Origin of the sequence: Pseudomonas morbosilactucae (genome assembly GCF_023241715.1) — a bacterium.
In the GTDB taxonomy this organism is placed as follows: domain Bacteria; phylum Pseudomonadota; class Gammaproteobacteria; order Pseudomonadales; family Pseudomonadaceae; genus Aquipseudomonas; species Aquipseudomonas morbosilactucae.
In genome coordinates this window covers 1-19,606 of record NZ_JALQCW010000052.1, presented here as the reverse complement: position 1 = coordinate 19,606, position 19,606 = coordinate 1, and the positions used below count along the sequence as shown (strand labels likewise).

Here is a 19,606-nt window from a genome sequence, read left to right as displayed (position 1 = left end):
TCTTGTACAATTTTTTAAGCGATATAGCGCTTGAAATTGCAAAAACCTGTACATATCCGACTGAATACCTGCCCAACGACAAAATTCCTGTACAAGAAAAAACCAAGCCCGCCCGTCCTCCGGGAGCGTCTTGCAAGACATACGCGCCAACACCGCGATTGGATGCTAGTTTTGCCAACCTCCTCCTTCAGGTCTGATCCCGTGCTGCTTGTAAAACTGCTGACGGTTCCCGGGTTTCTCTGGCTGATTGCCCTCGCCAACCGGCGCTGGGGCCCGAGTGTCGCCGGCTGGCTCGCGGGACTGCCTGTGGTGGTGGGGCCGATCCTGTTGTTCCTGGCCCTGGAACAAGGCCAGGACTTCGCCGCCCAGGCGGCGGTCGCGGCCTTGTCGGCACTGTTTGCCATGGTCGCCTTTAGCGTCGCCTACGCCCGGGCGGCACAACACCTGGCCTGGCCGGGAGCCCTGGCGGTCGCCATCCTGGTCTGGGCGTTGTTGGCCACAGCGATTGCCCAAGTGCCGACGTCCCTGGGGTTTTCCGTCGTCTGCGCCCTGTCGGCGCTGATCCTCGCGCCGCGCCTGTTTCCCGCCGTGGGCACGCTTGCCGTGAGCCCTGGCCCGGGCTCCGACAAACTGCCATACCGCATGTTCGCCGGGGCCCTGCTGACCCTGGCCGTGACCTGGCTGGCGAGCACTGTGGGCCAACAGTGGAGCGGCCTGCTAGCGGTGTTCCCGGTGCTGGGCAGCGTGCTTGCGGTGTTCTCCCATCAACGCCATGGCCCAGCCTTTACCACCGTGCTGTTGCGGGCCCTGGCCACCGGGCTATATTCGTTCGCGGCGTTTTGCCTGGTGCTGGCCCTGGCGTTGCCACACCTGGGGCTGGTGGCCTTTGTCGTGGCAGTGCTGGTGTCGATGGCGGTGCTGGGCATCAGCAAGCGCTTGCTGGCAGGCCGCGCCTAAGCACTCGGGCCTGGGGCACAGGCGGTTTAGATGGGGCGGCTTTTTATCCGAAGGCACAAATCCCACTGGAGCGCTCAATCACGGCCATGGGATGATGCGCGCCTTTCGCGACCACCCTGGAGCCCTTCCCCATGTCATTGTTCGGCAAACACGCCGCAGTCCTGATCCTCGCGGCACTGGCCGGTTTCGGCGCCATGAGCGCCCAGGCGGCGGACAAGAAAAGCAGCAAGACCCCTGCGGCGCAAAACATCTCGATGCTCAATGGCAAGTTCAGCTTCACCCTGCCCAAGGGCTTCACCGCTTCCACGCTGGGGGCCGGCGACGAGGCCAGTGGCACCGCCGGCGCCAGCGGCACCCTGTACTCCAACGCCACGACCAAGACCGTGGTGATCGCTGCGCATAACACGCTGCCTAACGGCCAGCAGGTCGAAGACAACGACAGCGTCTTCCTCGATGGCGCGGTGGCGGGTTTTCTCTCGCAACAGGCCGCCGCCCTGCCGGACTTCAGCAAGCAGAGCGAAAAAAGCATGCGCGTCAAAAGCCTGGGCGTACGGCAGATCGACAGCACCGCAAGCATGGGCGGCGGCCTGACCCTGAACTCCACCCTGCTGGCCGGTTCGGGCAACAAAATGATGGTGATCCAGGTGATTTCCCGGGCCGGCGACAAGGCCGGCCATGAAACCCTGATGAAGCAGATCCTCGGTCAATAACCCCGCCTAGGGGTTGAGGGCCTGAAGCCAACGGGCCAGGTCCTGGACCTCGGCCGCGTTGATACCGTGGCCCATGCCCGGGTACACCTGCCACTGGGGTTGCAGCCCCAGCGCCCGTAGCAGGCTGTTGGCCTCGACGCCATCGCTGTAGGGCACCAGTGAGTCGTTGGTGCCATGACCGATAAAGATCGCCAGTTGCGTCAGCGCCGGCCGGGCCTTGAGTTCCGCGCGCAGCACCGGCAGCACCTTGCCACTCAAGGCGGCGATCCCGCGTACCGCCTGGGGCTGTCGCAGCGCCAGTTGATAAGACATCATCGCCCCCTGGCTGAAGCCCACCAGGAACACCTTGTCGGCCGTGGCGTGGTACTTGGCGGCGGCTTTCTCGACAAAGCTTCCCAGCACCCGGGTGCTGTCGGCCAGGTCCTCGGTCACGCCGTCATAAGGCCCGTCGCCTTTACGTCGAAACCACTGGTAACTGCCCTCTTCCAGGGTCAGCGGCGCCCGCACCGACAGGTAGTTATAGCCCCTCGGCAAGCCTTCCCGAAGGCCGAACAGGTCTTCTTCGTTACTGCCATAACCGTGAAGAAAAATCACCAAAGGCTGGTGGGGCGCCGGGTTGTCGGCCTGCTCCAGGTAACGCAAAGGCAGGTCGTCGTGCAGCGGCGCCTGCGCCTGGACAACCGGCGCGGCGAGCAGCGCCAAGAGCGCTAGACAGCGGATCATAGGGGGCTCCTTGAGGGCTGAAAAAGACCAGGCCAGAGCCTAACACTCGACGCGCGGCTGAACCCAGGAGCGATTCGATCAGCCCGTTGGCCAGGTCTGGTACGGCGCCCGGCGCATCAACAGCAGCAACACCATCGCGACCATGACCCCGGGGCCCATCACCAGGGGGCTGAAGCCCACGGGCAGGTAGGCGCCGAACATCAGCAGCACCGAAACGCCAATGCCGCACCACAAGCCCAGGGCCCAGCGACGTTTGTGCTCGAACAGCGGCTGCGCGCTCATCAGGTGGAAATAGACGATCCAGCCACTGAGCACGCCGTACCAGCAGGCCAGCACCATCAACAGCAACCCCAAGGCGGCAACGGGGTCGCGGGCCAGGCCATTCAGGGCCGCTTGCAGCCCCATCAGCCCCGCCGACACGGCCATCAGGGTTTGCGGAAACACAATCAGCAGCACCATGCAGGTCAGGGCGCTTTGTCTCAGGGCAACACGGTTCATGGGTTCCATCCTTGGGGGTGAGGCCGGGGGTCAGTCGTTGATCAGCTTGCCGGCCCGTATCGCGTCGCGTCCGGCGACCTTGGCCAGCCAGGTGCCCGGCTGGGTGTAGCGTCCGCGATCCAGGGCAAAGAGCACCCCCGCGGTGCCGGCGCGCACGGTGCTGACCTGATCGCTGAGCGGGTCCACCACTTCGAACAGGGCATCGCCCTGCTCCACCCATTCTCCGGCGTCCCGCAGGAAGCTGACCACGCCGTGGTGCGGCGCAAACAGATACTCGGTGCCCTCGAACGGCATGCCTTCGCAACAGTGTTCGGGCGCGGCTGGCCAATCACCGGTGATAAACCCCTGCTCCGCAAGAAAACCGAGGATTGCCTCGCTGTTGGCCCGCGCCTGCTCGACCCGGGTGTCGCCCATGCTGCCCAGTTCCAGGGTCGTGGCCAGGTTGGCCGGCGGGATCGCCGCCTTGGGAAAGTCCCGGGCCAGGCGCAACCAGGGCGAAGAGCAGGATTCATCGAACGAACTGCCGCCCGAGTCCTCGCACAGCAAAGCCACCCCGGCCTTGAGCCGTGCCGCCAGGGATTGCCATTGCGGCCAGTGCTGGGGCAGTGCGTACAGGTGGATCGCTGCCTCGAAATCACAGTGCAGGTCGAGGGTGATATCGGCGTCGCAGGCGTGGCGCAGCAACAGCCGGTGCAGGGCTTCCAACTGCGACCCCGGGGCTGGCAGCCCGTCCAGGACCTGGCCCATGGCGTGGCGAATCAGGACGATGTTGGCGGCCGCGTCGCTGCCCAGTTGCGCGCCGATCAGGTCGCCCACCGGGCCGCTGAGTTCGACGAAGGCGCGGTTGAAGTTTTTGCCGCTGCCCAACTCGAAACGTCCCAGGTGGCTGCCTTGCACATGCTGGTCGAGGCCAATGGGGTTGGCCACCGGCACCAGTTCGATCACCCCCTGCAATTGCCCGCGTGTCTCCAGCTCGGCCAGGCGTTGCTTGAGTTCCCAGGCGGTGCGCATGCCCGGCAGCTCATCGGCGTGCAGGCTGGCCTGGATGTACACCTTGCGCTGGCCGCTGCCGAAACGGAACACGCTGAGCTGGCGCTGGCTGCCCAGGTGACTCCAGGGCAGAGAATGGTCGATGCGTTGCATGGGGGCTCCCGGGTAAAAAAAGCGTGGCGCAGGATAAAACACTGAGGCACAAAAAAGGTGGCCAACGGGTCAACCGTGGCCACCTTTTTACAACGAGGGAATTACTCGCCGTAGACGTCGAAATCGAAGTACTTGTCTTGCACTTGCTTGTACTTGCCGTTGGCACGGATGTCGGTGATGGCCTTGTTGAATTGCTCCGCCAGGGCCGTGTCACCCTTGCGCACCGCAATGCCGGCACCGCCGCCGAAGTATTTCGGATCGTTGTACTCAGGGCCTACAAAGGCAAATCCTTTGCCGGCGTCGGTTTTCAGGAAACCGTCGTCGAGGTTGACCGAGTCGGCCAGCAAGGCATCGACGCGACCGGCGAGCATGTCCAGGTTGGCTTCCTGCTGGGAGCCGTAGCGCACCAGGTTGATCCCGGCCGGGGCCAGCACTTCAGTGGCGAAGCGGTCGTGGGTACTGGCACGCAGCACACCGACTTTCTTGCCCTTGAGTTCGGTCAGCGGGTCTTTGACGGTCGAACCGGCCTTCATCACGAAGCGCGCAGGGGTGTGGTAGTACTTGATGGTGAAGTCGACGTTCTTCTTGCGGTCGTCGGTGATGGTCATGGACGACAGGATGGCGTCGATCTTCTTCACTTTCAGCGCCGGAATCAGGCCGTCGAACTCTTGCTCGACCCAGGTGCATTTGACCTTCATCTGCTCACACAGGGCGTCGCCCAGGTCGACGTCGAAACCGGTGAGTTTGCCGTCGGAGGTTTTCATCGAGAACGGCGGGTAGCCGGCTTCGATACCGATGCGGATCGGCTTGGCCTCGTCAGCGGTGGCGGTCAGGGAAAACAGGGACAGTGCCAGGGCACCGAACAGCGCGAACTTGTTCATTTATAACTCCAAGGGGCGGAGGTTTTTATTGGCTGGTTTCGACTGCCTGAGCAGCGAAGTGGCCAGCAGTCTAGAGGCGCCCCCAGGAATGAAATTATGTTGATGCGACAAATACTTATAAAAAATCCATGACCTCGCGCGCGCGCCGAAAACCCTGCCCCGGTTCGTTGCAAAAGCCAGTAAAAACCCCGCGGATCGCCACCAAAGGGTGCACGTTGGCGGCCGAAATCCGACCCGCGAGTCTCGTTGAAAACCCTTGAACGTTGGAGCGTCACACGCGGACCGTCGTCAACGGTCCGCGCACTATCAAGCAGTGACCGCTCAGCAATCGCAGGCCAAGGTGACGGGTTGCTCGCGCAGCACATTGGTGGTCAAGGCAAAGCCTTCATCCAGCCAGCCCGTGACGCCGCCGATCATCTCTTTGACCGGGTACTCCAGCGCGGCCAGTTTCACCGCCGCCTTGTTCGCCCCGTTGCAATGGGGCCCGGCGCAATACACCACAAACAAGGTGTCTCGCGGGTAGGCCGCCAAGCCCTCGGCGCTAAGCTGCCGTGTCGGAATATTGATCGCCCCCGGCACATGCCCGCGCTCGAACGCGTCAGGGCCGCGCACGTCCACCAGGACAAAATCCACCTCCCCGGCGGCTTGGCTAGCGTGTACGTCGGAACAATCGGTCTCGAAGGTCAGGCGGTTGGAAAAATGCATCAGGGCAATGGCCGAAGGGGCGGCGGGAATATCACGGACCAGGCTGGTCATGGGCGCTCTCCAGGAGTCGATAAGGGCTGGGAAGGACTTTATCCGCTGCGCACCTGGCGCTACAGTGGCGGCCCAGACATTGACTGGTAACTTTCCGCCAAATGCACACTGCCCCCGGTTTGGTCGCCATCCTGGCCTATGACGGCCTCTGCACCTTTGAATTCGGCATTGCTGTGGAGATCTTCGGCCTGCCGCGGCCGGAGTTCGATTTCCCCTGGTACCGGCATTGCATCGTCGCCGTGGACAGTGGCCCGATGCGCGCCACCGGTGGCATCCAGGTGTTGGCCGATGGCGGCCTGGACCTGCTGGAGCAGGCGCAGACGATAATCATCCCCGGCTGGCGCAGCCGCAGCGAGCCCTTGCCGCCCCTGCTGATCGAGGCCCTGCAGCGGGCTCACCAGCGCGGTGCGCGGCTGCTGTCGATCTGCTCCGGGGTGTTTGCCCTGGCCGCCAGCGGTTTGCTCGATGGCCTGGGCGCCACCACCCATTGGCGCTACACCGACGAACTGGCCGAGCGCTTTCCGAAGATTCGGGTGGACCCGGATGTGCTCTATGTCGACTCCGGGCAACTGATCACCTCGGCCGGCAGCGCGGCCGGGATCGACGCCTGCCTGCACTTGGTGGCCCGGGATTTCGGCACGGCGGTGGCCAACAGCGTGGCCCGGCGCCTGGTGATGTCACCGCAACGCACCGGCGGCCAGGCGCAATTTATCCCGACCCCGGTGGGGCGCACGCCGCGCAACGATTTGTCGCGAGTCATGCAATGGGCCCGCGAGCACCTGCACGAGCCACTGGAAGTGCGCGACCTGGCCGGCCAGGCGCTGATGAGCGAACGCACCCTTCTGCGGCGTTTCAGCGACGCCACCGGCGCCACGCCGAAGGCCTGGCTGCAACACGAGCGGCTGGCCCGAGCCCGGGAACTGCTGGAAAGTGGCACCGACACCACCGAGCACATCGCCCAGCGTTGCGGTTATCGCTCGGTGGAGAGTTTTCGTGTGGCCTTTCGCAGCGTGGTGGGCTTGCCGCCATCGGCGTACCGCGAGCGGTTCGGCCGAAGCGGCGCTGACCTCAGCCCCTAGCGCCGAGGCTGGCAGCTGCGCCCAGGATGTGCGCAGCCGGTGCCTAGGGTTTGCGCAGCAGATACGTGTCCATGATCCAGCCGTTCGCGGCGCGGGCCGCCGTGCGCTGGCGCTGGATCTGATCCGCCACCTCGTCGAGGCGACCGGCCACCAGGATTTCCTCGGGTGTGCCCAGGTAGGCGCCCCAGAAAATATCCCAATCCTGGCCACGCAGGTGCTGGTAAGCGTCCTCGGCATCGAGCATCACCACCAGGCTGTCGGCCTCACTGAACTGGCCCGCAGCCACACGGCGCCCGGTGGTGATTTCCAGGGAACGGCCGATGCGGTTCAACGGCACCCGGTGCCGCGCCGCCAGGGCCTGGACGCTGGTGATGCCGGGGATCACCTCGAACTCGAACCGGCACTGCCCCGCCGCGAGGAGCCCCTGGAGAATGCGGATCGTGCTGTCGTACAGCGCCGGGTCGCCCCAGGCCAGGAAAGCCCCGGTCTCACCGTCCGCCAGTTCTTCATTTATCAGCCGCTCGAACAGTTGCTGCTTAGCGAGGTTGAGGGCCTCGACGCTGCTCTGATAGTCCACCTCCCCACGCTCGCGCTCGGGGCTGGGCGCCTCGACAAACCGGTAGTCGCCGCCGGCGATGTGCTGCCGACACAGCTCGCGGCGCAGGTCGACCAACGAGTCCTTACGGGCACCCTTGTCCATCAGGAAAATCACCTGGCTGCGATTCAACGCCTTGATCGCCTGCACGGTGATGTGGTCGGGGTTGCCGGCACCAATGCCGATGATCAGAAGGGTTTTCATGGGGACAGGCTCTCGGGGCGGGTCGTGATCGGTGGGGCCAGGGGGCTGAGTCAGCATGGTTTGCGTCAGCGTCGGTTCAACCCTGCACATCCTCGTTGTTGGCTTGCAGGCGCAACCGCCACCCCCCATTGAAGCGCAATTCCAGGCTCGACAGCGGCTCCACGTCCATCTGCCGGCAGCTGTGCAACGGGCAATTCAGCACCTGGGCCAGCGCCACCCGGATCACCCAGGGATGGGTGATGGCCAGCAGATGCCCAGGCTGCGCAGAGACTTCCTGTAACCACTGCGCAAGGCGCGCCTGGAGTTGCAGCAAGGACTCACCGCCGTGGGGCGCCGCAGCGCTGTCATCAAGCCAGGCCTGCAAGGCATCGGGCTGCTGTTGTTGCACCTGATCGAGGCCCTGCCCCTGCCAGCAGCCCAGGTCGAGGTCCCGCAGGGCTGGAACGATGGTCGCCGGCCCGGCAAACAGCTCGGCGGTCTGCCGGGCCCTGAGTTCAGGCCCGCACAGCAGGCGCGGCGTGCCCTTGAACTGCCCAGCGCGGCTGCCCTTGGGGGTTGACCAGGGCATGTCCAGCGGCTCATCCAGGGGGAAACAGGCACGCTTCTGGGCGGCGGTCCGGCCGTGGCACATCAGGGTCAAGCGGGTCGCCTGCACAGGGGGGTTCTCGATAAAGGACAGCCAGGGTTGAGGCGGGGTTTGTAGCACGGGTCGATGCCCGTTTCCCAGCCTGCCGTGTCAGCCTGCGACCGCCTTGAGCCCGGGCTGCGCCAGGTACAGCACTTCATAGTGTTCGACCCCGTGAGCAGGAACCGGCGCTCCGGACGACAAGGTAAAGCGCAGCAATCGCCAGACTTGCAGGTCCAGGGCCACGAACACCGCAAAGGTCTCTGGGTCGGCGGCGATGGCCTGGTTGCGTTGCTGTTCCTCGGCCAGCAGTTGGGTTCGATCGGCCTGCGGATCGATGTCGTAACTCTCGCGGTACAGCACCCGGGCTTGCGTCGCCGGGCCACGACGCCAGTCCAGCGGCAGCCAGGACTCAATCACCGGGCGGCCAAATGAATCGATCACCCCCTGAAACCCCGGGCCCATCAGGAACGCCCCCGCTGCTGAGGGATCAGCCCACAGGTAAATCGACGCATAACCGTTGTGCACCGCGCCGTGTACACCCCGCTCCTGGCCGGCGAAGACCTTGAACAGCAAACCCGGGACCTGGTCCCACAACGGCCCCCGTTCTGCCGCCCGACGGCGGATCAGGCCCATGTCGTAATCGGCGGGCAAGCGGTGAGAATACTGTTTGGCAAACATGGCAGTGCTCCAGTGCACGGAAGGTGTTGCCAGCTTGCGCAGCCCTGATGATTACAACAAGATATCGCCAAATATATCTGCGATAAGAGATTGCTATGTCTGAGCCCGCCAAGCCCCTGGACCTCGACACCGTGCAGGCCTTTGTCCTGATCGCCGACTTCGCCAGTTTCACCCGGGCCGCCCAGGCCCTGGACACCTCCCAGGCGGCCATCAGCCTCAAACTCAAGCGCCTGGAGGAACGCCTGGGCTACCGGCTACTCGAACGCACGCCGCGTCATGTGCGCCTGACTGCAGAAGGCGAGACTTTTATCGTCGCCGCCCGCGAGTTGCTGCGCGCCCATGAGCGGGCCCTGGGCCATCTGCAGGCGGCGCCGAAACGGCGCCTGGTGATCGGCATCAGCGACCATGTGGCCGGGCCCGATCTGCCGCACATGCTGGGGCGCATCGCCACGTACGACCCCTTGTTGCTGATCGAAGTGCGCATCGCCGCGTCCCGGGAGCTGACCGCGGCCTTCGACCGCCATGAACTGGACGCCGCCATCGTGCGCAACGAGGGGGCCCGGCAGGACGGCGAAGTGCTGGTGGCCGAGCCCATGGGCTGGTTTGCCGCCCCCCACTGGCAGCATTCGCCGGAGGCGCCCCTGCCCCTGGCGACCCTGGCCGCACCTTGTGGCGTACGGCAACTGGCAGTGCAGGTGCTGGACGCCGCCACAGTGGCCTGGCGCGAAGTGTTTATCGGAGGTGGCGTGATGGCCGTGGGCGCAGCGGTGAGTGCCGGGCTGGGGGTGGCCGCCCTGGCCCACCGCGTGGCACCGAGCGGCGCCGTGGAAGTGGGCGAACGCCTGGGCCTGCCGAGCCTGCCGCTGACTGAAATCGTGCTTCATACCCGTGCCGGCGATGCCCGGACCCAGGCCACCTTACGTGCCCTGAGCGCAGCGTTCCGCGGCAGCCTGGTGCGCTAACTGCGCTGCTGATGGAGGGGAAACCAGGGGAATCAACGTAGAGGGCACCAACACCAGCCAGGGCGGCGTGGCGTCAGTGTGAGGTCATCAGCCGCAGCGACTGTTCATCCCAAGGCCGATAGGCGACCTTGTTGCGTCCCGTGCTCTTGGCCTCGTACAAGGCCAGGTCGGCGTCATTCAGCCAGCCCAGGGCATCCCCATGCTGGGGGTCGAACGCCGCCAGGCCAATGCTCAGGCTGACCTGCAATGCGGGGTTTTGCTCATAGCCCAGCGCGCTGAACCGGTCCCGCAGCGCTTCCATCAACTGCGCCGCATGGGCAATGGGCACATCCGGCAAAATCACGCAGAACTCATCGCCGCCATAACGCCCGGCCAGGTCGCTGACCCGCAGGTTCTGCCGAAGGATCTTGCTCAACTGGCGCAGCACGATGTCCCCCGCCACATGGCCGTAGGTGTCGTTGATGACCTTGAAGTGATCGATATCGATCAGGGCGATCGCCCCGCCCTGCTGCTGGCGCTTGCAACGCTGGAACTCGATGTCCAACTGGTCTTTCCAGGCACCATGGTTGAGCAACCCGGTCAGGCTGTCGGTGCGACTCAGCGCCAGCAATTCACGTTTATGCCGGCCCAGGGTGAAGGCCTGCTGGTAGCAGATGTAGCCCAGCACCAGCGGGTACAGGGTCAACATCGGCAGGCAGGCGTACAACTGCAGCGGCGTGGTGTCGGGCACCGAGGTCACGGGGAACAGCAGCAGGGATATGCCGATGCCCAAGGCCTGGGCCAGCGAACCGAACAAAAAGAAACGCATGCCGCCAATGGCGACGTTGTGCATCGCCATCATCCCCAAGGTGGTAGCCAGGGGCAGCGGATTGAACTGCATGGCCGCGACCCAGAAGCCGCCCATCAAGGAGTCCACCAGCAGATTGCGATGCTCAGCCCAGAACGGCACCCGCGCCCGACGCGCCCATTGATAAGCCACATGGGGCCAGATGAAGGCGTTGAACAACATGAGCCCCCACAGCCAAGCGGGAGGATGCAAGGGGTAAAGACCGGCCGCGACACAAATCAGTCCCAGGCTAAGGCCCAGAATGCGCGATTTATATAGCCTCCTGGCCAATGACAGTCCTTTGCCTTTGCTGTACTGCGCAGGGCCCAAGGCTCCTCCGTTGAAACTGTGCGGAGAGAAAAGCATGAAGGGGATAGTGCTAGGCAGTCTATCAGCGCACGATCAAATAGCCATCACTGGCCGAAGACTGTTTTATTGCAACGGTCCGGCACCTGACTGAGCGGCTCAATAGGGCTGAACCACGCCCTTGGCGGCTTGTCCAGCCGACAAAGGCGTCAAGGCAAACAGACCCGAAGCCTTCAGCTCGGCTCGCACTCCCAGGAGGCGGTTATCGACACCTTCTCGACAACGCTCGGCGGCAGCACGGCCAACGCCACCCTGGCTTCCTCGGCACTGATCAAGGCCGGTGAATCTGCCTCCCGTTGCTCAATCAGCACCCGCACCCGCTCCAGGCCCGTGCGCAAGGGTTCCGGCAGGTAGCCATCAAACAATCGCAGGTTGGCGATCACACACTGCCGGGCATCGCTCAGGTCAAAATCGCTTTCAAGCTGGTGCTCAACGTCCCTCGCGGACTCCACCAACAACCGATACACGAACTCAGCGAAGGACAGGCTTTCCACTTCGCTGAACGTTTGGTCATGCCAGATAAAAGCCACGCCCATTTGCCCGTCGGCCATGGGCGTCAAGCAATACGCATCACCGGCACCTGATTGCGCAAAGGGCAAAAAGCGCCGTCCATTCTGATAGGCCGGATTGAGCCATTGCTCGACAAACTCAGCGGCCTCCTGAGCATCGATCCACTCTAGGTCATAGACACACGACAACGCGGGCTGCGCCGACAAGCTGTAGTTGCGCCACTCTTTCTGCCAATCAGCGCGGTCTTTGCCGTAGCGGGTCTTGCCATCCGCCAACAGGCGGACAAACACATCCGGCAACGCTATGCCGCAAGATTGGGCCAACGGTTGAAAATCACTCATGCGCACTCGCTCTGGAAAATTCGCTAATGCCCTATCGGCACCGCCCGTAATCGTGGGCAAGTGGGGCCGACGGCTTTTGACTTGAGGCTGATGCTACAAACATTCGAAGGCATTTTAGAGTAAACGCAAAGCGCTGCATTAAATGACCCGGGTGAAAACGCCTCCCACGGGCTGTCGCTCTTCACCTTTGGCCCACTTCAATCCCCCGACTAATGTCGCCCACTCAACATTCCGATACGAAAATCGCGCCCCCTCCTCCCCCTCTGCTGCTTACCTGATAGCCAGGCATTCGCCATGGACCGCCAGTCGGATCAGTTGCACGACGGCATTGTAATAAGTCTCCATATGGATACACTCCACCATGAACTACACCCTCCAGCAGACGCCCGTCTTTGCGCGCTGGCACTCCTCGCTTCGCGATCTGCGGGCCCGGATCGCCATCGCACGGCGTCTTGAACGTGCGGCGGCGGGCAACCTCGGCGACGTCAAAGCCCTGGGCGGCGAACTCTGTGAAATGCGTGTAGATATCAGCGCCGGCTACCGCATTTATTTCATCCGGCGTGGCACCTGGCTGATCATTCTGCTGCAGGGCGGCAACAAGGCCACCCAAGCCGCCGATATCCAAAAAGCCCGGGCCCTGGCAAAGGAGTTTTAAATGGCTGACACACTGATTCCCTTCGACATCGCCACCCTGCTCGACAGTGACGAGGCCATCAGCGAGTACCTGTCCCAGATCCTCGCCGACGGCGATACCGATGAACTGCTGCGAGCCCTGGGCCACGTCGCCCGAGCACGGGGCATGGCCCAGGTTTCCCGCGACTCGGGCCTGGGCCGCGCCAGCCTGTACAAAACCTTCGCTCCCGGTGCCAAGCCGCGCTTCGACACCGTACTCAAGGTCATGCGTGCCCTGGGAATTGAACTGCGCACCCATGTACCCCATGCCTGATCGGTGGCCTGGCTGCAGATAAAAAAGCCTGCCACCGGCTTGTAAAAAACACCGCATCAATTCAGGCTCCGCGCTCACCTGACAGGGACTGGACCATGGACGTCGCCCCCCCTCTGCAACAGCAGATCCGCGAGCTGATCGACGCACTGGTCGCGGCTGACTACACAAAAATCGCCACCGAAGGCTGGCTGGGCCGGCTACACGCAGACGACCTGCAGCGACGCCTAAGCGAATACGGCGCCAAGCTGATCAGCCCTCCCCCGACCTTTATGGACAGCATCGAGGCCTACCCCTACAAGGATGGTTCGGGCCTGCATCTGGATGTACCGCTGTGGACGGCGGAGGAAGGCCTGAGCGACCTGACCCTGTCCCTGGAGGTGCTGTTCCAGGGCGATGACGGCCTGTTGCACCTGCATGACCTGCGTGTGCTTTAAGCCGATGGTCATGGCCCGACGCGAGGTGTTCCCCCCATGCAAAGCAGTCTGAACATGCTCCATGCCGCCTACCCACAGGGCCTGCCCGATGGGGATTACCTGCCGCTGCTGGCCTTGCTCTACGAGCACTTTTCCGACCGCAATCTGGCCGAGCTGGTTGCCGCGATCAGCGGCCGGGATGCGCACCGGGTGCTCAACGATATTTACCGCGCGTGCAGCACGCACAAACCCGACGCTTCGCAGGTGGCGCGTGTGCAACAGCACCTGCAATCCCACGGTCTTTCCAGCCTGTGTTTGCAGCCATGAACGTTCGCCTCTTGCAGATCCACCCATCCACCCCACCACGGGTCAGCTTTTTCAGCGCGTGCGGTACGGGCGAAGCCAACTGGTCAGGCCCACTGCCTTCAGTCGACACCTGGTGCGAAGTCGAGCTCGACCTCGATGATGAATTCCGTTGGGGGCACAACCTGAAGCCAACTCAGCGCCACAGCGCCAGCCTGAACGTGCAGGCTGATGGGCTGCACCTGTGCGCCGAGCTGGTGGCCCTGGAAGCGGATGGCACAGCCGTGCTCAACCTGCATGGCTCTATCGTCCTGATCAGCCTCCAGCCCCACACAGAGGCCCATACGGGATGGGTCGAACTGGTCGCCCAGGACCTGACCCTGCATGGAGTTGAACGATGAACCGGCCATCACAACCCCCCCTCCAGCCAGACGCGTCGTTCTCGGTGGTCGACGGTAGCATCCAAGGCATCGGTAGCCGCCCCGGGCTTTTGCGGGTTGAATTCATCGACTGGCAGGAGCAGCCATGGGTGCTGTCCTTCAACGACCTGGTGGCGTTCCAGAGCCTGGGCGCCGAGGGCTCGCAGATCGCCGAATTGAGTATGGCTGCCATGCCCCTGTTAATGGCCCAGGTCGATCCACAGGAACTGACATCAAGCCCCCACAGCTACAGCTTTATCTGTGCCTGGAGCGCTCGCCCGGTGCTGAGCGTCATTGCCGGCAGCTACCACTGCGAGCGGGCCAGCCAACCTGAGGCGGCAACTTGGTCAGGCGACTGACCATCAGCCCGTGACAGTCACGCCATAGCGCCACGCCACCCACTTATCGCCACGGGCCCAACCCACCAGACCATGTCCAGAACCGAAATGACCACTGCGCCACCACCGAACCGTTTTGAGCACTTCAACCGTCTCATCGACAGCGCACGCCAGGAGCAACCGATCTGGTTCGCGCTGGAGCCGGACCAGCCGCCAAGCGCCGGCCAGATCGAGCATGCCCAGCAGCAGTTGAACTGCCTGCTGCCCGAGGACTATCTGAGTTTCATCAGCCGCTACGGTGGCGGCTACTTCGGGCTGGGCATCGTCTACTCGCTGGATGAAGCCAGTGATTTCAACCTGATCCAGCGCAACCAGCAGTGCGCCCATTTGCGTGGGGCGCATGTGGTGTTTTCCGACAATGGCTGTGGCGACCTCTATGGCTTTCCCATCAGCAAGGGCCATTGCCTGCCTCAGGTGTCGATCTACCTGCACGACAACGACAGCTGGAGCCCCCTCGACGATAGGGGCTTCCTGCACTTCCTGCTGGGCCAATCCATTGATTACCGAGAGCACCCATGACCTATCACGATGTGTTCATCAACCGCGTCGAGCAGTTTTGCATCGGCATCGAAACGGAGTCGGGCAGGACCTATGTGTCGATGCCGTTGCGCCCCAACGGGTGCCTGATCGAGTTCGACCACTACTTCGAGCTGGACGCTGCCGCCTTCGAGCAGTTCCAGCGTGACCCGCAGGCGGCACTGGCGTTCGTCGAGCGCTGTCGCCAAGGCCAAGTCGCGCCCATGGTGATCGGCGTATGAAGCTCTACTACGTGATCGCCGAAAAAGACCTGTACCCCCAATACCCCCATCACGCCGACTGGCCCAAGCAGATTGCCTACTGCCCGCAAGACCGCAGCATCATGCTGACCGAGGGCAAAGGGCATGGTCTGGCAGGCAGCGTGATAACCCTGGCCGCGGCCAGCGAGCCACGCTGGTGGGCCGTGTTCACAGCCTTGCAGGCCGAGTGGTTTCTGAGCTTTATCGAAGAGGGGCGGTTTGCCGATGAGGGGGAATTTACGGCAGCGTTGAGCGAGAAAATCGGTCCATTGCGGACTGTGAAGTATTGAGGGCAAGCCCCCCACAAAAGGTGTTCGCCCAGTGCTATGGCCTCGGCAATCCATGCACTGGTAAAGAGCCTTTGCACCGGGCGAACGGGCGCTATTTTAATCGAATGAACAAGGAAAGTCCTTGCCCAGATTCTGAAAAAAACTGCACACAATTCCCGCCAGAATTGTTCGGAGTAGCCCGTAAAAACGGGTGTTTGACGGTCGGATTTTTCTTCGGCTGCCGCCTCAATAACCGGTCATTTCCAGGTAGCCGCTGCCGCCGTGGCTGCCGCTGATGTGCACCGGCCCTTCCCAGTAAGGAATGCGCAAGTTCATCCAGGCCTTGGGGTTGAGTGCCTGAGTCGTGACGTCCAGGCCCTTGGAGGGAATTTTCAACTGCCAGCGGGTGGGCAATTCACGGCCCTCGACCTTGGAAACATCCAAGGGCAACAGCTCGATCTCCCCCTTGTGCAAGGTCCGGGTTCGCCCGTCGGCGCTGATCCAGGTGCCGGTGATGTAGTGCGCACCGGTGCTTTCTCGGACGCGGAACAGCATCAGCCGCTCGCCACTGTCCAGGTGCAGGGAGAACCAGTCCCAGCCACTCTGCCCGGCCGCCAGGGGCTGGCTGCTCCACTCGCGATCAAGCCAGGCCGGACCGCTGACCTGATAGGTCTGGCCACCGATCTGCAGGCTGCCCGCCGCCTGGAAAAACGGCTGGCTGTAGTAATAGGACGCCTGGCCCTGCTCGGACTTGCGGCTATAGCCCTGCTCACCCTGCAGCACCAGCAGCTGCTGAGTGCGCAATTGCAGTTGGTAAGCGAACCCCGGCCCGTTGGCCTGCACGTGCAGGTGCGCAAGGGGGTCGCCTGCCGCTGACAGGCTGCGCAACCCCCAGTCATCGATCCAGGCCTGGAACGGCTGGGCACTCACCCCGGCCTGGCCAACGCCGCCCCGGGCGTAGCGCTCGGCCGCATGGTGGCTGCTGGCCGAGGTCGCCGCCGCGTGCCCCAACCACACCACCGGCGAATGCCAGCCCGGCTGCTCGGGGCCAGGGCGCAAGGCGCTGCGAAACAACGTCCACTGCACCCCGAAGCGCTGACCACTCGGGTCCACCAGATCGGCGGTGAGGTACCACCATTCGATGCGAAACCCCTCATGGGCGCCGTGATCGGCCGGAAAGCTGAATACCCGACCGGGCACCACCTGAGTGAACTCGGCCGCCTGGTTGCCCAACCCGGCAAAGCCCTGCTGCGGTTCGCTCGACTGATCGCATCCGCTCAAACCCAGCAGCAGTAACAGAACCAGGCCCCGTGCCCATTCAACGCTCATCGGCAAAGGTCCTCAGCAGGTCCACCGGTTGCGTGCGGTAGAGTTTGAACAGCGGCCACGCCGACGCCAGCAAGGTGGCCAGCAGCGCCAAGCCCAACAACTGCGCGAGCTGCCAGGGGAACACCCGCAATGGCAGGCGCCAGCCAAAGGCCTGGACGTTGATCACCGTATCCAGGCACCAGGCCAGGGCGATACCCAAGGGCAACGCCAGCACCAGGGTCAGCACCGCCAGCAGCCAGGTCTGGCCCAGGTTGAGCAGCATCAGTTGGCGCCGGGTCACGCCCAAGGCCCACAGCGGCGCCAACTGGCCAAGGCGGCTCTGGCTCTGGGTCAGCAGGCTGATAAACAGCGCCACGCCGGCCACGCCCAGGGTCAGGCTGTTAAGGGCAGCCGTGGCGGCGAAGGTGCGCTCGAAGACTTGGCTCGACCAGCCCTTGAGTTGCGCCTGATCGACGATGCGGCTGTCGTCGAGGGCAAAGCGCTGATGCAAGGCGGCAACCAGAGGCCCGATGGCGGACGGTGCAATCCGCAGGTTGAAGCGGCTCGGCGCCAGCCCCGGCCAGTGCTGCAACAGGTGCTCGACGTTGACCAGCACGTGGCCCTTAGGGTTGCCGTAGTCGGCATAGATCCCCACCACCTGCGGTGCCCATTGGCCGTCGGGCACCGGGATCGGCAAGCGATCACCGAGGCGCACTTTGAGCCGGCGCGCCAACTGCTCGCTGAGCATCAGGCTGTCGCCCTCGGCCAGTTGCTCCCAGGGCTTGTCCCCCAGAGCCTCCAGCAGGGGCCAGTGCTGGCGGTAGGTCGGGTGATCGATCACCCCGTACAGCTCCGCCGGCCAACCCTGCAATGGCAACGGCACCAGCCAACTGGGCAGCACTGCCTGCACCTCCGGCTGAGTGGGCAGCCACTGTTGCAGCTCGCGGGCCTGGGCCGGGTCTTGCGGGTTGAGGTACAGCTCGGCAGTCAGGCGTTGTTCGAGCCAGTCGTTGAAGGTCTCGCGGAAGCCGGCGGTCATGCTGCCGGCACCGATATTGGCCGCCAGGGCCAGCAGCAGCGCCATCAACGCCAGGCTCAGGGCCGGCAGTTGCTGGCGGCAGTCGGCGACAAACCATTGCCCCAGCACCGAGCGACTGCGCCCCAACAACCCACCGAGCAAGGCATTCAGCAACACCGGCAGCGCCAGGGCAGCACCCAGCAACAAGGCCGCCATCAGCACAAAGCCGCTGCCCAGGCTGTCGCCCAACCACCACGCCGTGACAGCCACTACCACCGCCAGCGCGGCGACCCAAGCCTGGCGGCGCAGCCAGCGGGCATGGGCTTGATGCCAGGCTTGGGGGTTGGCCAGGGCCAGCAACGGCAAGCGTGCGGCACGCAACAGGCTGTTGGCACCGGCCAGCAACGCGCCCAGCAGGCTCAAGCCAATGCCGCTGAGCCACCACCAGGGGCTCAGGCTCAACTGCCCCGCCACTTCGGCGCCATACAAACCGCGCAGGCTGGCGGCCACGTCGGGCAGCAACAGCGCCGCCAGCAGGTAACCACTGGCCACCCCGGCCACCCCGCCCAACAGGGCCAGAGCACCCAATTCCAGCCCCAGGCACAGGATCAGCATCCGCGCACTGACGCCGCAGGCACGCACCGTGCGCAACAGGCCACGACGCTGTTCCAGGGCCAGGCCGATGGCAGCGTGGACGATAAACAGCCCGACCACAAATGACAGGAAACCCAAGGCATTGAGGTTCAGGTGAAAGCTTTCGGTGAGCCGTGACAAGTCGTTGTCTTGCGTACCCGGGCGCAGTTGCAACGGCCCCGCAAGGGCCTCGGGCAACGGCGGCATTTGGCTGGCGAACTCCCTGGGCAGCAGCAGGCGCGACAGTTGCCCGGGCTGCCCCAGCACGGCCTGGGCAAAGCCGATGTCCACCAGCAACACGCCCGGGGCCATGCCCTCCTGGCTGCGCAACGGCGGCAAGCGCTGGCCCTCCAGGGCCTGGGGTTGCTCACCCGGTTGATAGCCGAGGGCCTGCAAGGTTTGCGGTGCCACCCAGGTGCTGCCCGGCGGGCTGAAGAACTCGACGATGCTGCGAAGGTCCAGGGCTTGCCCGGCCACCGCGGAACCGGCCGGCAGGGACAGCGGCTCGATGCCCATCAGTTGCAGGCGCTGGTCTGGGTGTCCCTTGAGCTGCACCCGGCCTTGCAGCACCGGCGACACCGGCCAGCCGGCCCGCCGCAGACTGATGAAGAGGTCTTGGGAAAAGTTGGCGCCATTGGCGGTGGCCAGGCTGGATTGGGGTTCGCCGCCCAGCAGTTGGCTGGCCCGGGCATAACTGTCCCGGGCCTGGCTGTTCAGCGCCAGGACCCCGGTCAGCAGGCTGGTGGCCAGCCACAGCCCGGTCAGCACACTGAAAAACTGCACCGGGTGCTGGCGCCAATGGCTGAGCAAGGCGTCGAGGGTCCAACGCATGACCCGCACCTCAAGCCTCCTGCACAGCGGCCAGACGGCCACCCTGCAACACCACGGTCCGCGCCAGGCGGCTGGCCACCCGCTGGCTGTGGGTGACCATCAACAGGCTGGTGGAGCTGTCGGCCAACACCTCCAGCAACAGTTGCAGGACCTGATCGCCCGTGGCTTCGTCGAGGCTGCCGGTGGGTTCGTCAGCCAGCAGCAGGCCCGGTTTCGCCGCCAGGGCCCGACCCAGGGCCACCCGCTGCTGCTGGCCCGCCGGAGAGCTGTTCGGGGTAGCGCTGAAGCAAATCACCCAGCCCCAGGCGCTCCACCAACTGTGCTTGCCAGCGGGGATCGAAGCGCCCCGCCAGCCGCGCCTGGAACCCCAGGTTGTCTTCGACCGCAGGCTGCTGATCAAGTTGAACTGCTGGAACACCAGCCCCACTTGCGTGC

The 19,606-nt window shown here is 64.1% G+C and carries 25 protein-coding genes and 1 pseudogene; 13 read left to right on the top strand and 13 right to left on the bottom strand.

Annotated elements, in window-relative coordinates:
• Positions 1-201 precede the first annotated feature (201 nt).
• Positions 202-957, top strand: a complete 756-nt coding sequence (locus M1B34_RS19485) for a hypothetical protein (protein ID WP_268266001.1) — start codon at positions 202-204, stop codon at positions 955-957.
• Between the two features lie 131 nt (positions 958-1,088).
• Positions 1,089-1,667, top strand: coding sequence for a DcrB/PsbP domain-containing protein (locus M1B34_RS19480; RefSeq protein WP_268266000.1), 579 nt, complete (start codon positions 1,089-1,091; stop codon positions 1,665-1,667).
• Between the two features lie 6 nt (positions 1,668-1,673).
• Here the strand turns inward: M1B34_RS19480 and M1B34_RS19475 are convergent, their stop codons facing one another.
• From M1B34_RS19475 to M1B34_RS19455, 5 genes are all read right to left on the bottom strand, one after another.
• Complete coding sequence (locus M1B34_RS19475) at positions 1,674-2,390, bottom strand: alpha/beta hydrolase (protein WP_268265999.1); 717 nt, start codon at positions 2,388-2,390, stop codon at positions 1,674-1,676.
• 78 nt (positions 2,391-2,468) lie between these two features.
• The gene (locus M1B34_RS19470; RefSeq protein WP_268265998.1) at positions 2,469-2,888 is read right to left on the bottom strand and encodes a hypothetical protein; all 420 of its coding nucleotides are present in this window, start codon (positions 2,886-2,888) and stop codon (positions 2,469-2,471) included.
• A 30-nt stretch (positions 2,889-2,918) separates the two neighbouring features.
• A complete protein-coding gene (locus tag M1B34_RS19465) occupies positions 2,919-4,031 on the bottom strand; it encodes a M14 family metallopeptidase (protein ID WP_268265997.1) in 1,113 nt (370 codons plus the stop codon).
• 101 nt (positions 4,032-4,132) lie between these two features.
• On the bottom strand, positions 4,133-4,912 hold the full coding sequence (locus M1B34_RS19460; RefSeq protein ID WP_123331329.1) for an ABC transporter substrate-binding protein: 780 nt from the start codon (positions 4,910-4,912) through the stop codon (positions 4,133-4,135).
• Positions 4,913-5,233: 321 nt separating this feature from the next.
• Positions 5,234-5,668: a rhodanese-like domain-containing protein gene (locus M1B34_RS19455; protein ID WP_268265996.1), complete on the bottom strand. Its 435-nt coding sequence runs from the start codon at positions 5,666-5,668 to the stop codon at positions 5,234-5,236.
• 101 nt (positions 5,669-5,769) lie between these two features.
• Here M1B34_RS19455 and ftrA point away from each other — a divergent pair, with 101 nt between their 5' ends.
• On the top strand, positions 5,770-6,747 hold the full coding sequence (gene ftrA, locus M1B34_RS19450; protein WP_268265995.1) for a transcriptional regulator FtrA: 978 nt from the start codon (positions 5,770-5,772) through the stop codon (positions 6,745-6,747).
• A gap of 43 nt (positions 6,748-6,790) precedes the next feature.
• Here the strand turns inward: ftrA and cobF are convergent, their stop codons facing one another.
• The 3 genes from cobF to M1B34_RS19435 form a co-directional block, all read right to left on the bottom strand.
• Positions 6,791-7,546 carry a precorrin-6A synthase (deacetylating) gene (cobF, locus tag M1B34_RS19445; protein WP_268265994.1) on the bottom strand — a complete coding sequence of 252 codons (756 nt, stop codon included), beginning with the start codon at positions 7,544-7,546 and terminating at the stop codon, positions 6,791-6,793.
• A 76-nt stretch (positions 7,547-7,622) separates the two neighbouring features.
• The gene (locus tag M1B34_RS19440) at positions 7,623-8,201 is read right to left on the bottom strand and encodes a histidine phosphatase family protein (protein ID WP_268266014.1); all 579 of its coding nucleotides are present in this window, start codon (positions 8,199-8,201) and stop codon (positions 7,623-7,625) included.
• An 81-nt stretch (positions 8,202-8,282) separates the two neighbouring features.
• Positions 8,283-8,852, bottom strand: a complete 570-nt coding sequence (locus M1B34_RS19435; protein ID WP_268265993.1) for a DUF4865 family protein — start codon at positions 8,850-8,852, stop codon at positions 8,283-8,285.
• Between the two features lie 95 nt (positions 8,853-8,947).
• Between M1B34_RS19435 and M1B34_RS19430 the strand changes: the two genes are divergently transcribed.
• On the top strand, positions 8,948-9,814 hold the full coding sequence (locus M1B34_RS19430) for a LysR family transcriptional regulator (RefSeq protein ID WP_268265992.1): 867 nt from the start codon (positions 8,948-8,950) through the stop codon (positions 9,812-9,814).
• 73 nt (positions 9,815-9,887) lie between these two features.
• On the opposite strand, the gene M1B34_RS19425 is transcribed toward M1B34_RS19430, so the two are convergent.
• Both M1B34_RS19425 and M1B34_RS19420 read right to left on the bottom strand, forming a co-directional pair.
• Positions 9,888-11,006, bottom strand: a complete 1,119-nt coding sequence (locus tag M1B34_RS19425) for a diguanylate cyclase (protein ID WP_268265991.1) — start codon at positions 11,004-11,006, stop codon at positions 9,888-9,890.
• Positions 11,007-11,179: 173 nt separating this feature from the next.
• Positions 11,180-11,857: an SMI1/KNR4 family protein gene (locus M1B34_RS19420; RefSeq protein ID WP_268265990.1), complete on the bottom strand. Its 678-nt coding sequence runs from the start codon at positions 11,855-11,857 to the stop codon at positions 11,180-11,182.
• A 361-nt stretch (positions 11,858-12,218) separates the two neighbouring features.
• On the opposite strand from M1B34_RS19420, the gene M1B34_RS19415 reads away from it, so the two are divergent.
• From M1B34_RS19415 to M1B34_RS19375, 9 genes are all read left to right on the top strand, one after another.
• Entirely contained in the window at positions 12,219-12,512 is a 294-nt protein-coding gene (locus M1B34_RS19415; RefSeq protein WP_123331309.1) for a type II toxin-antitoxin system RelE/ParE family toxin, read from the top strand.
• Positions 12,513-12,803, top strand: a complete 291-nt coding sequence (locus M1B34_RS19410) for an addiction module antidote protein (RefSeq protein WP_123331307.1) — start codon at positions 12,513-12,515, stop codon at positions 12,801-12,803.
• 95 nt (positions 12,804-12,898) lie between these two features.
• Positions 12,899-13,237: a DUF7668 domain-containing protein gene (locus tag M1B34_RS19405; RefSeq protein WP_268265989.1), complete on the top strand. Its 339-nt coding sequence runs from the start codon at positions 12,899-12,901 to the stop codon at positions 13,235-13,237.
• A 36-nt stretch (positions 13,238-13,273) separates the two neighbouring features.
• Complete coding sequence (locus tag M1B34_RS19400; protein ID WP_123331303.1) at positions 13,274-13,543, top strand: DUF3349 domain-containing protein; 270 nt, start codon at positions 13,274-13,276, stop codon at positions 13,541-13,543.
• The gene (locus tag M1B34_RS19395) at positions 13,540-13,920 is read left to right on the top strand and encodes a hypothetical protein (RefSeq protein WP_268265988.1); all 381 of its coding nucleotides are present in this window, start codon (positions 13,540-13,542) and stop codon (positions 13,918-13,920) included. The genes M1B34_RS19400 and M1B34_RS19395 overlap by 4 nt, the downstream gene beginning before the upstream one ends.
• Entirely contained in the window at positions 13,917-14,297 is a 381-nt protein-coding gene (locus M1B34_RS19390; protein ID WP_268265987.1) for a hypothetical protein, read from the top strand. Before M1B34_RS19395 ends, M1B34_RS19390 begins: the two co-directional genes overlap by 4 nt.
• A gap of 87 nt (positions 14,298-14,384) precedes the next feature.
• Positions 14,385-14,855: an SMI1/KNR4 family protein gene (locus M1B34_RS19385; protein ID WP_268263959.1), complete on the top strand. Its 471-nt coding sequence runs from the start codon at positions 14,385-14,387 to the stop codon at positions 14,853-14,855.
• On the top strand, positions 14,852-15,094 hold the full coding sequence (locus M1B34_RS19380) for a hypothetical protein (protein WP_268263958.1): 243 nt from the start codon (positions 14,852-14,854) through the stop codon (positions 15,092-15,094). Before M1B34_RS19385 ends, M1B34_RS19380 begins: the two co-directional genes overlap by 4 nt.
• Positions 15,091-15,402 (top strand): hypothetical protein, encoded by a 312-nt coding sequence (locus M1B34_RS19375; protein ID WP_268265986.1) that lies wholly within the window; start codon positions 15,091-15,093, stop codon positions 15,400-15,402. Before M1B34_RS19380 ends, M1B34_RS19375 begins: the two co-directional genes overlap by 4 nt.
• 225 nt (positions 15,403-15,627) lie before the next feature.
• On the opposite strand, the gene M1B34_RS19370 is transcribed toward M1B34_RS19375, so the two are convergent.
• The 3 genes and pseudogenes from M1B34_RS19370 to M1B34_RS19360 all read right to left on the bottom strand — a co-directional run.
• Positions 15,628-16,710 carry a lipocalin-like domain-containing protein gene (locus tag M1B34_RS19370; RefSeq protein WP_268265985.1) on the bottom strand — a complete coding sequence of 361 codons (1,083 nt, stop codon included), beginning with the start codon at positions 16,708-16,710 and terminating at the stop codon, positions 15,628-15,630.
• Positions 16,700-19,171 (bottom strand): ABC transporter permease, encoded by a 2,472-nt coding sequence (locus M1B34_RS19365; RefSeq protein WP_279653366.1) that lies wholly within the window; start codon positions 19,169-19,171, stop codon positions 16,700-16,702. Before M1B34_RS19365 ends, M1B34_RS19370 begins: the two co-directional genes overlap by 11 nt.
• Positions 19,172-19,181: 10 nt before the next feature.
• Positions 19,182-19,606: pseudogene (locus M1B34_RS19360) on the bottom strand (ATP-binding cassette domain-containing protein); the annotation flags it as partial.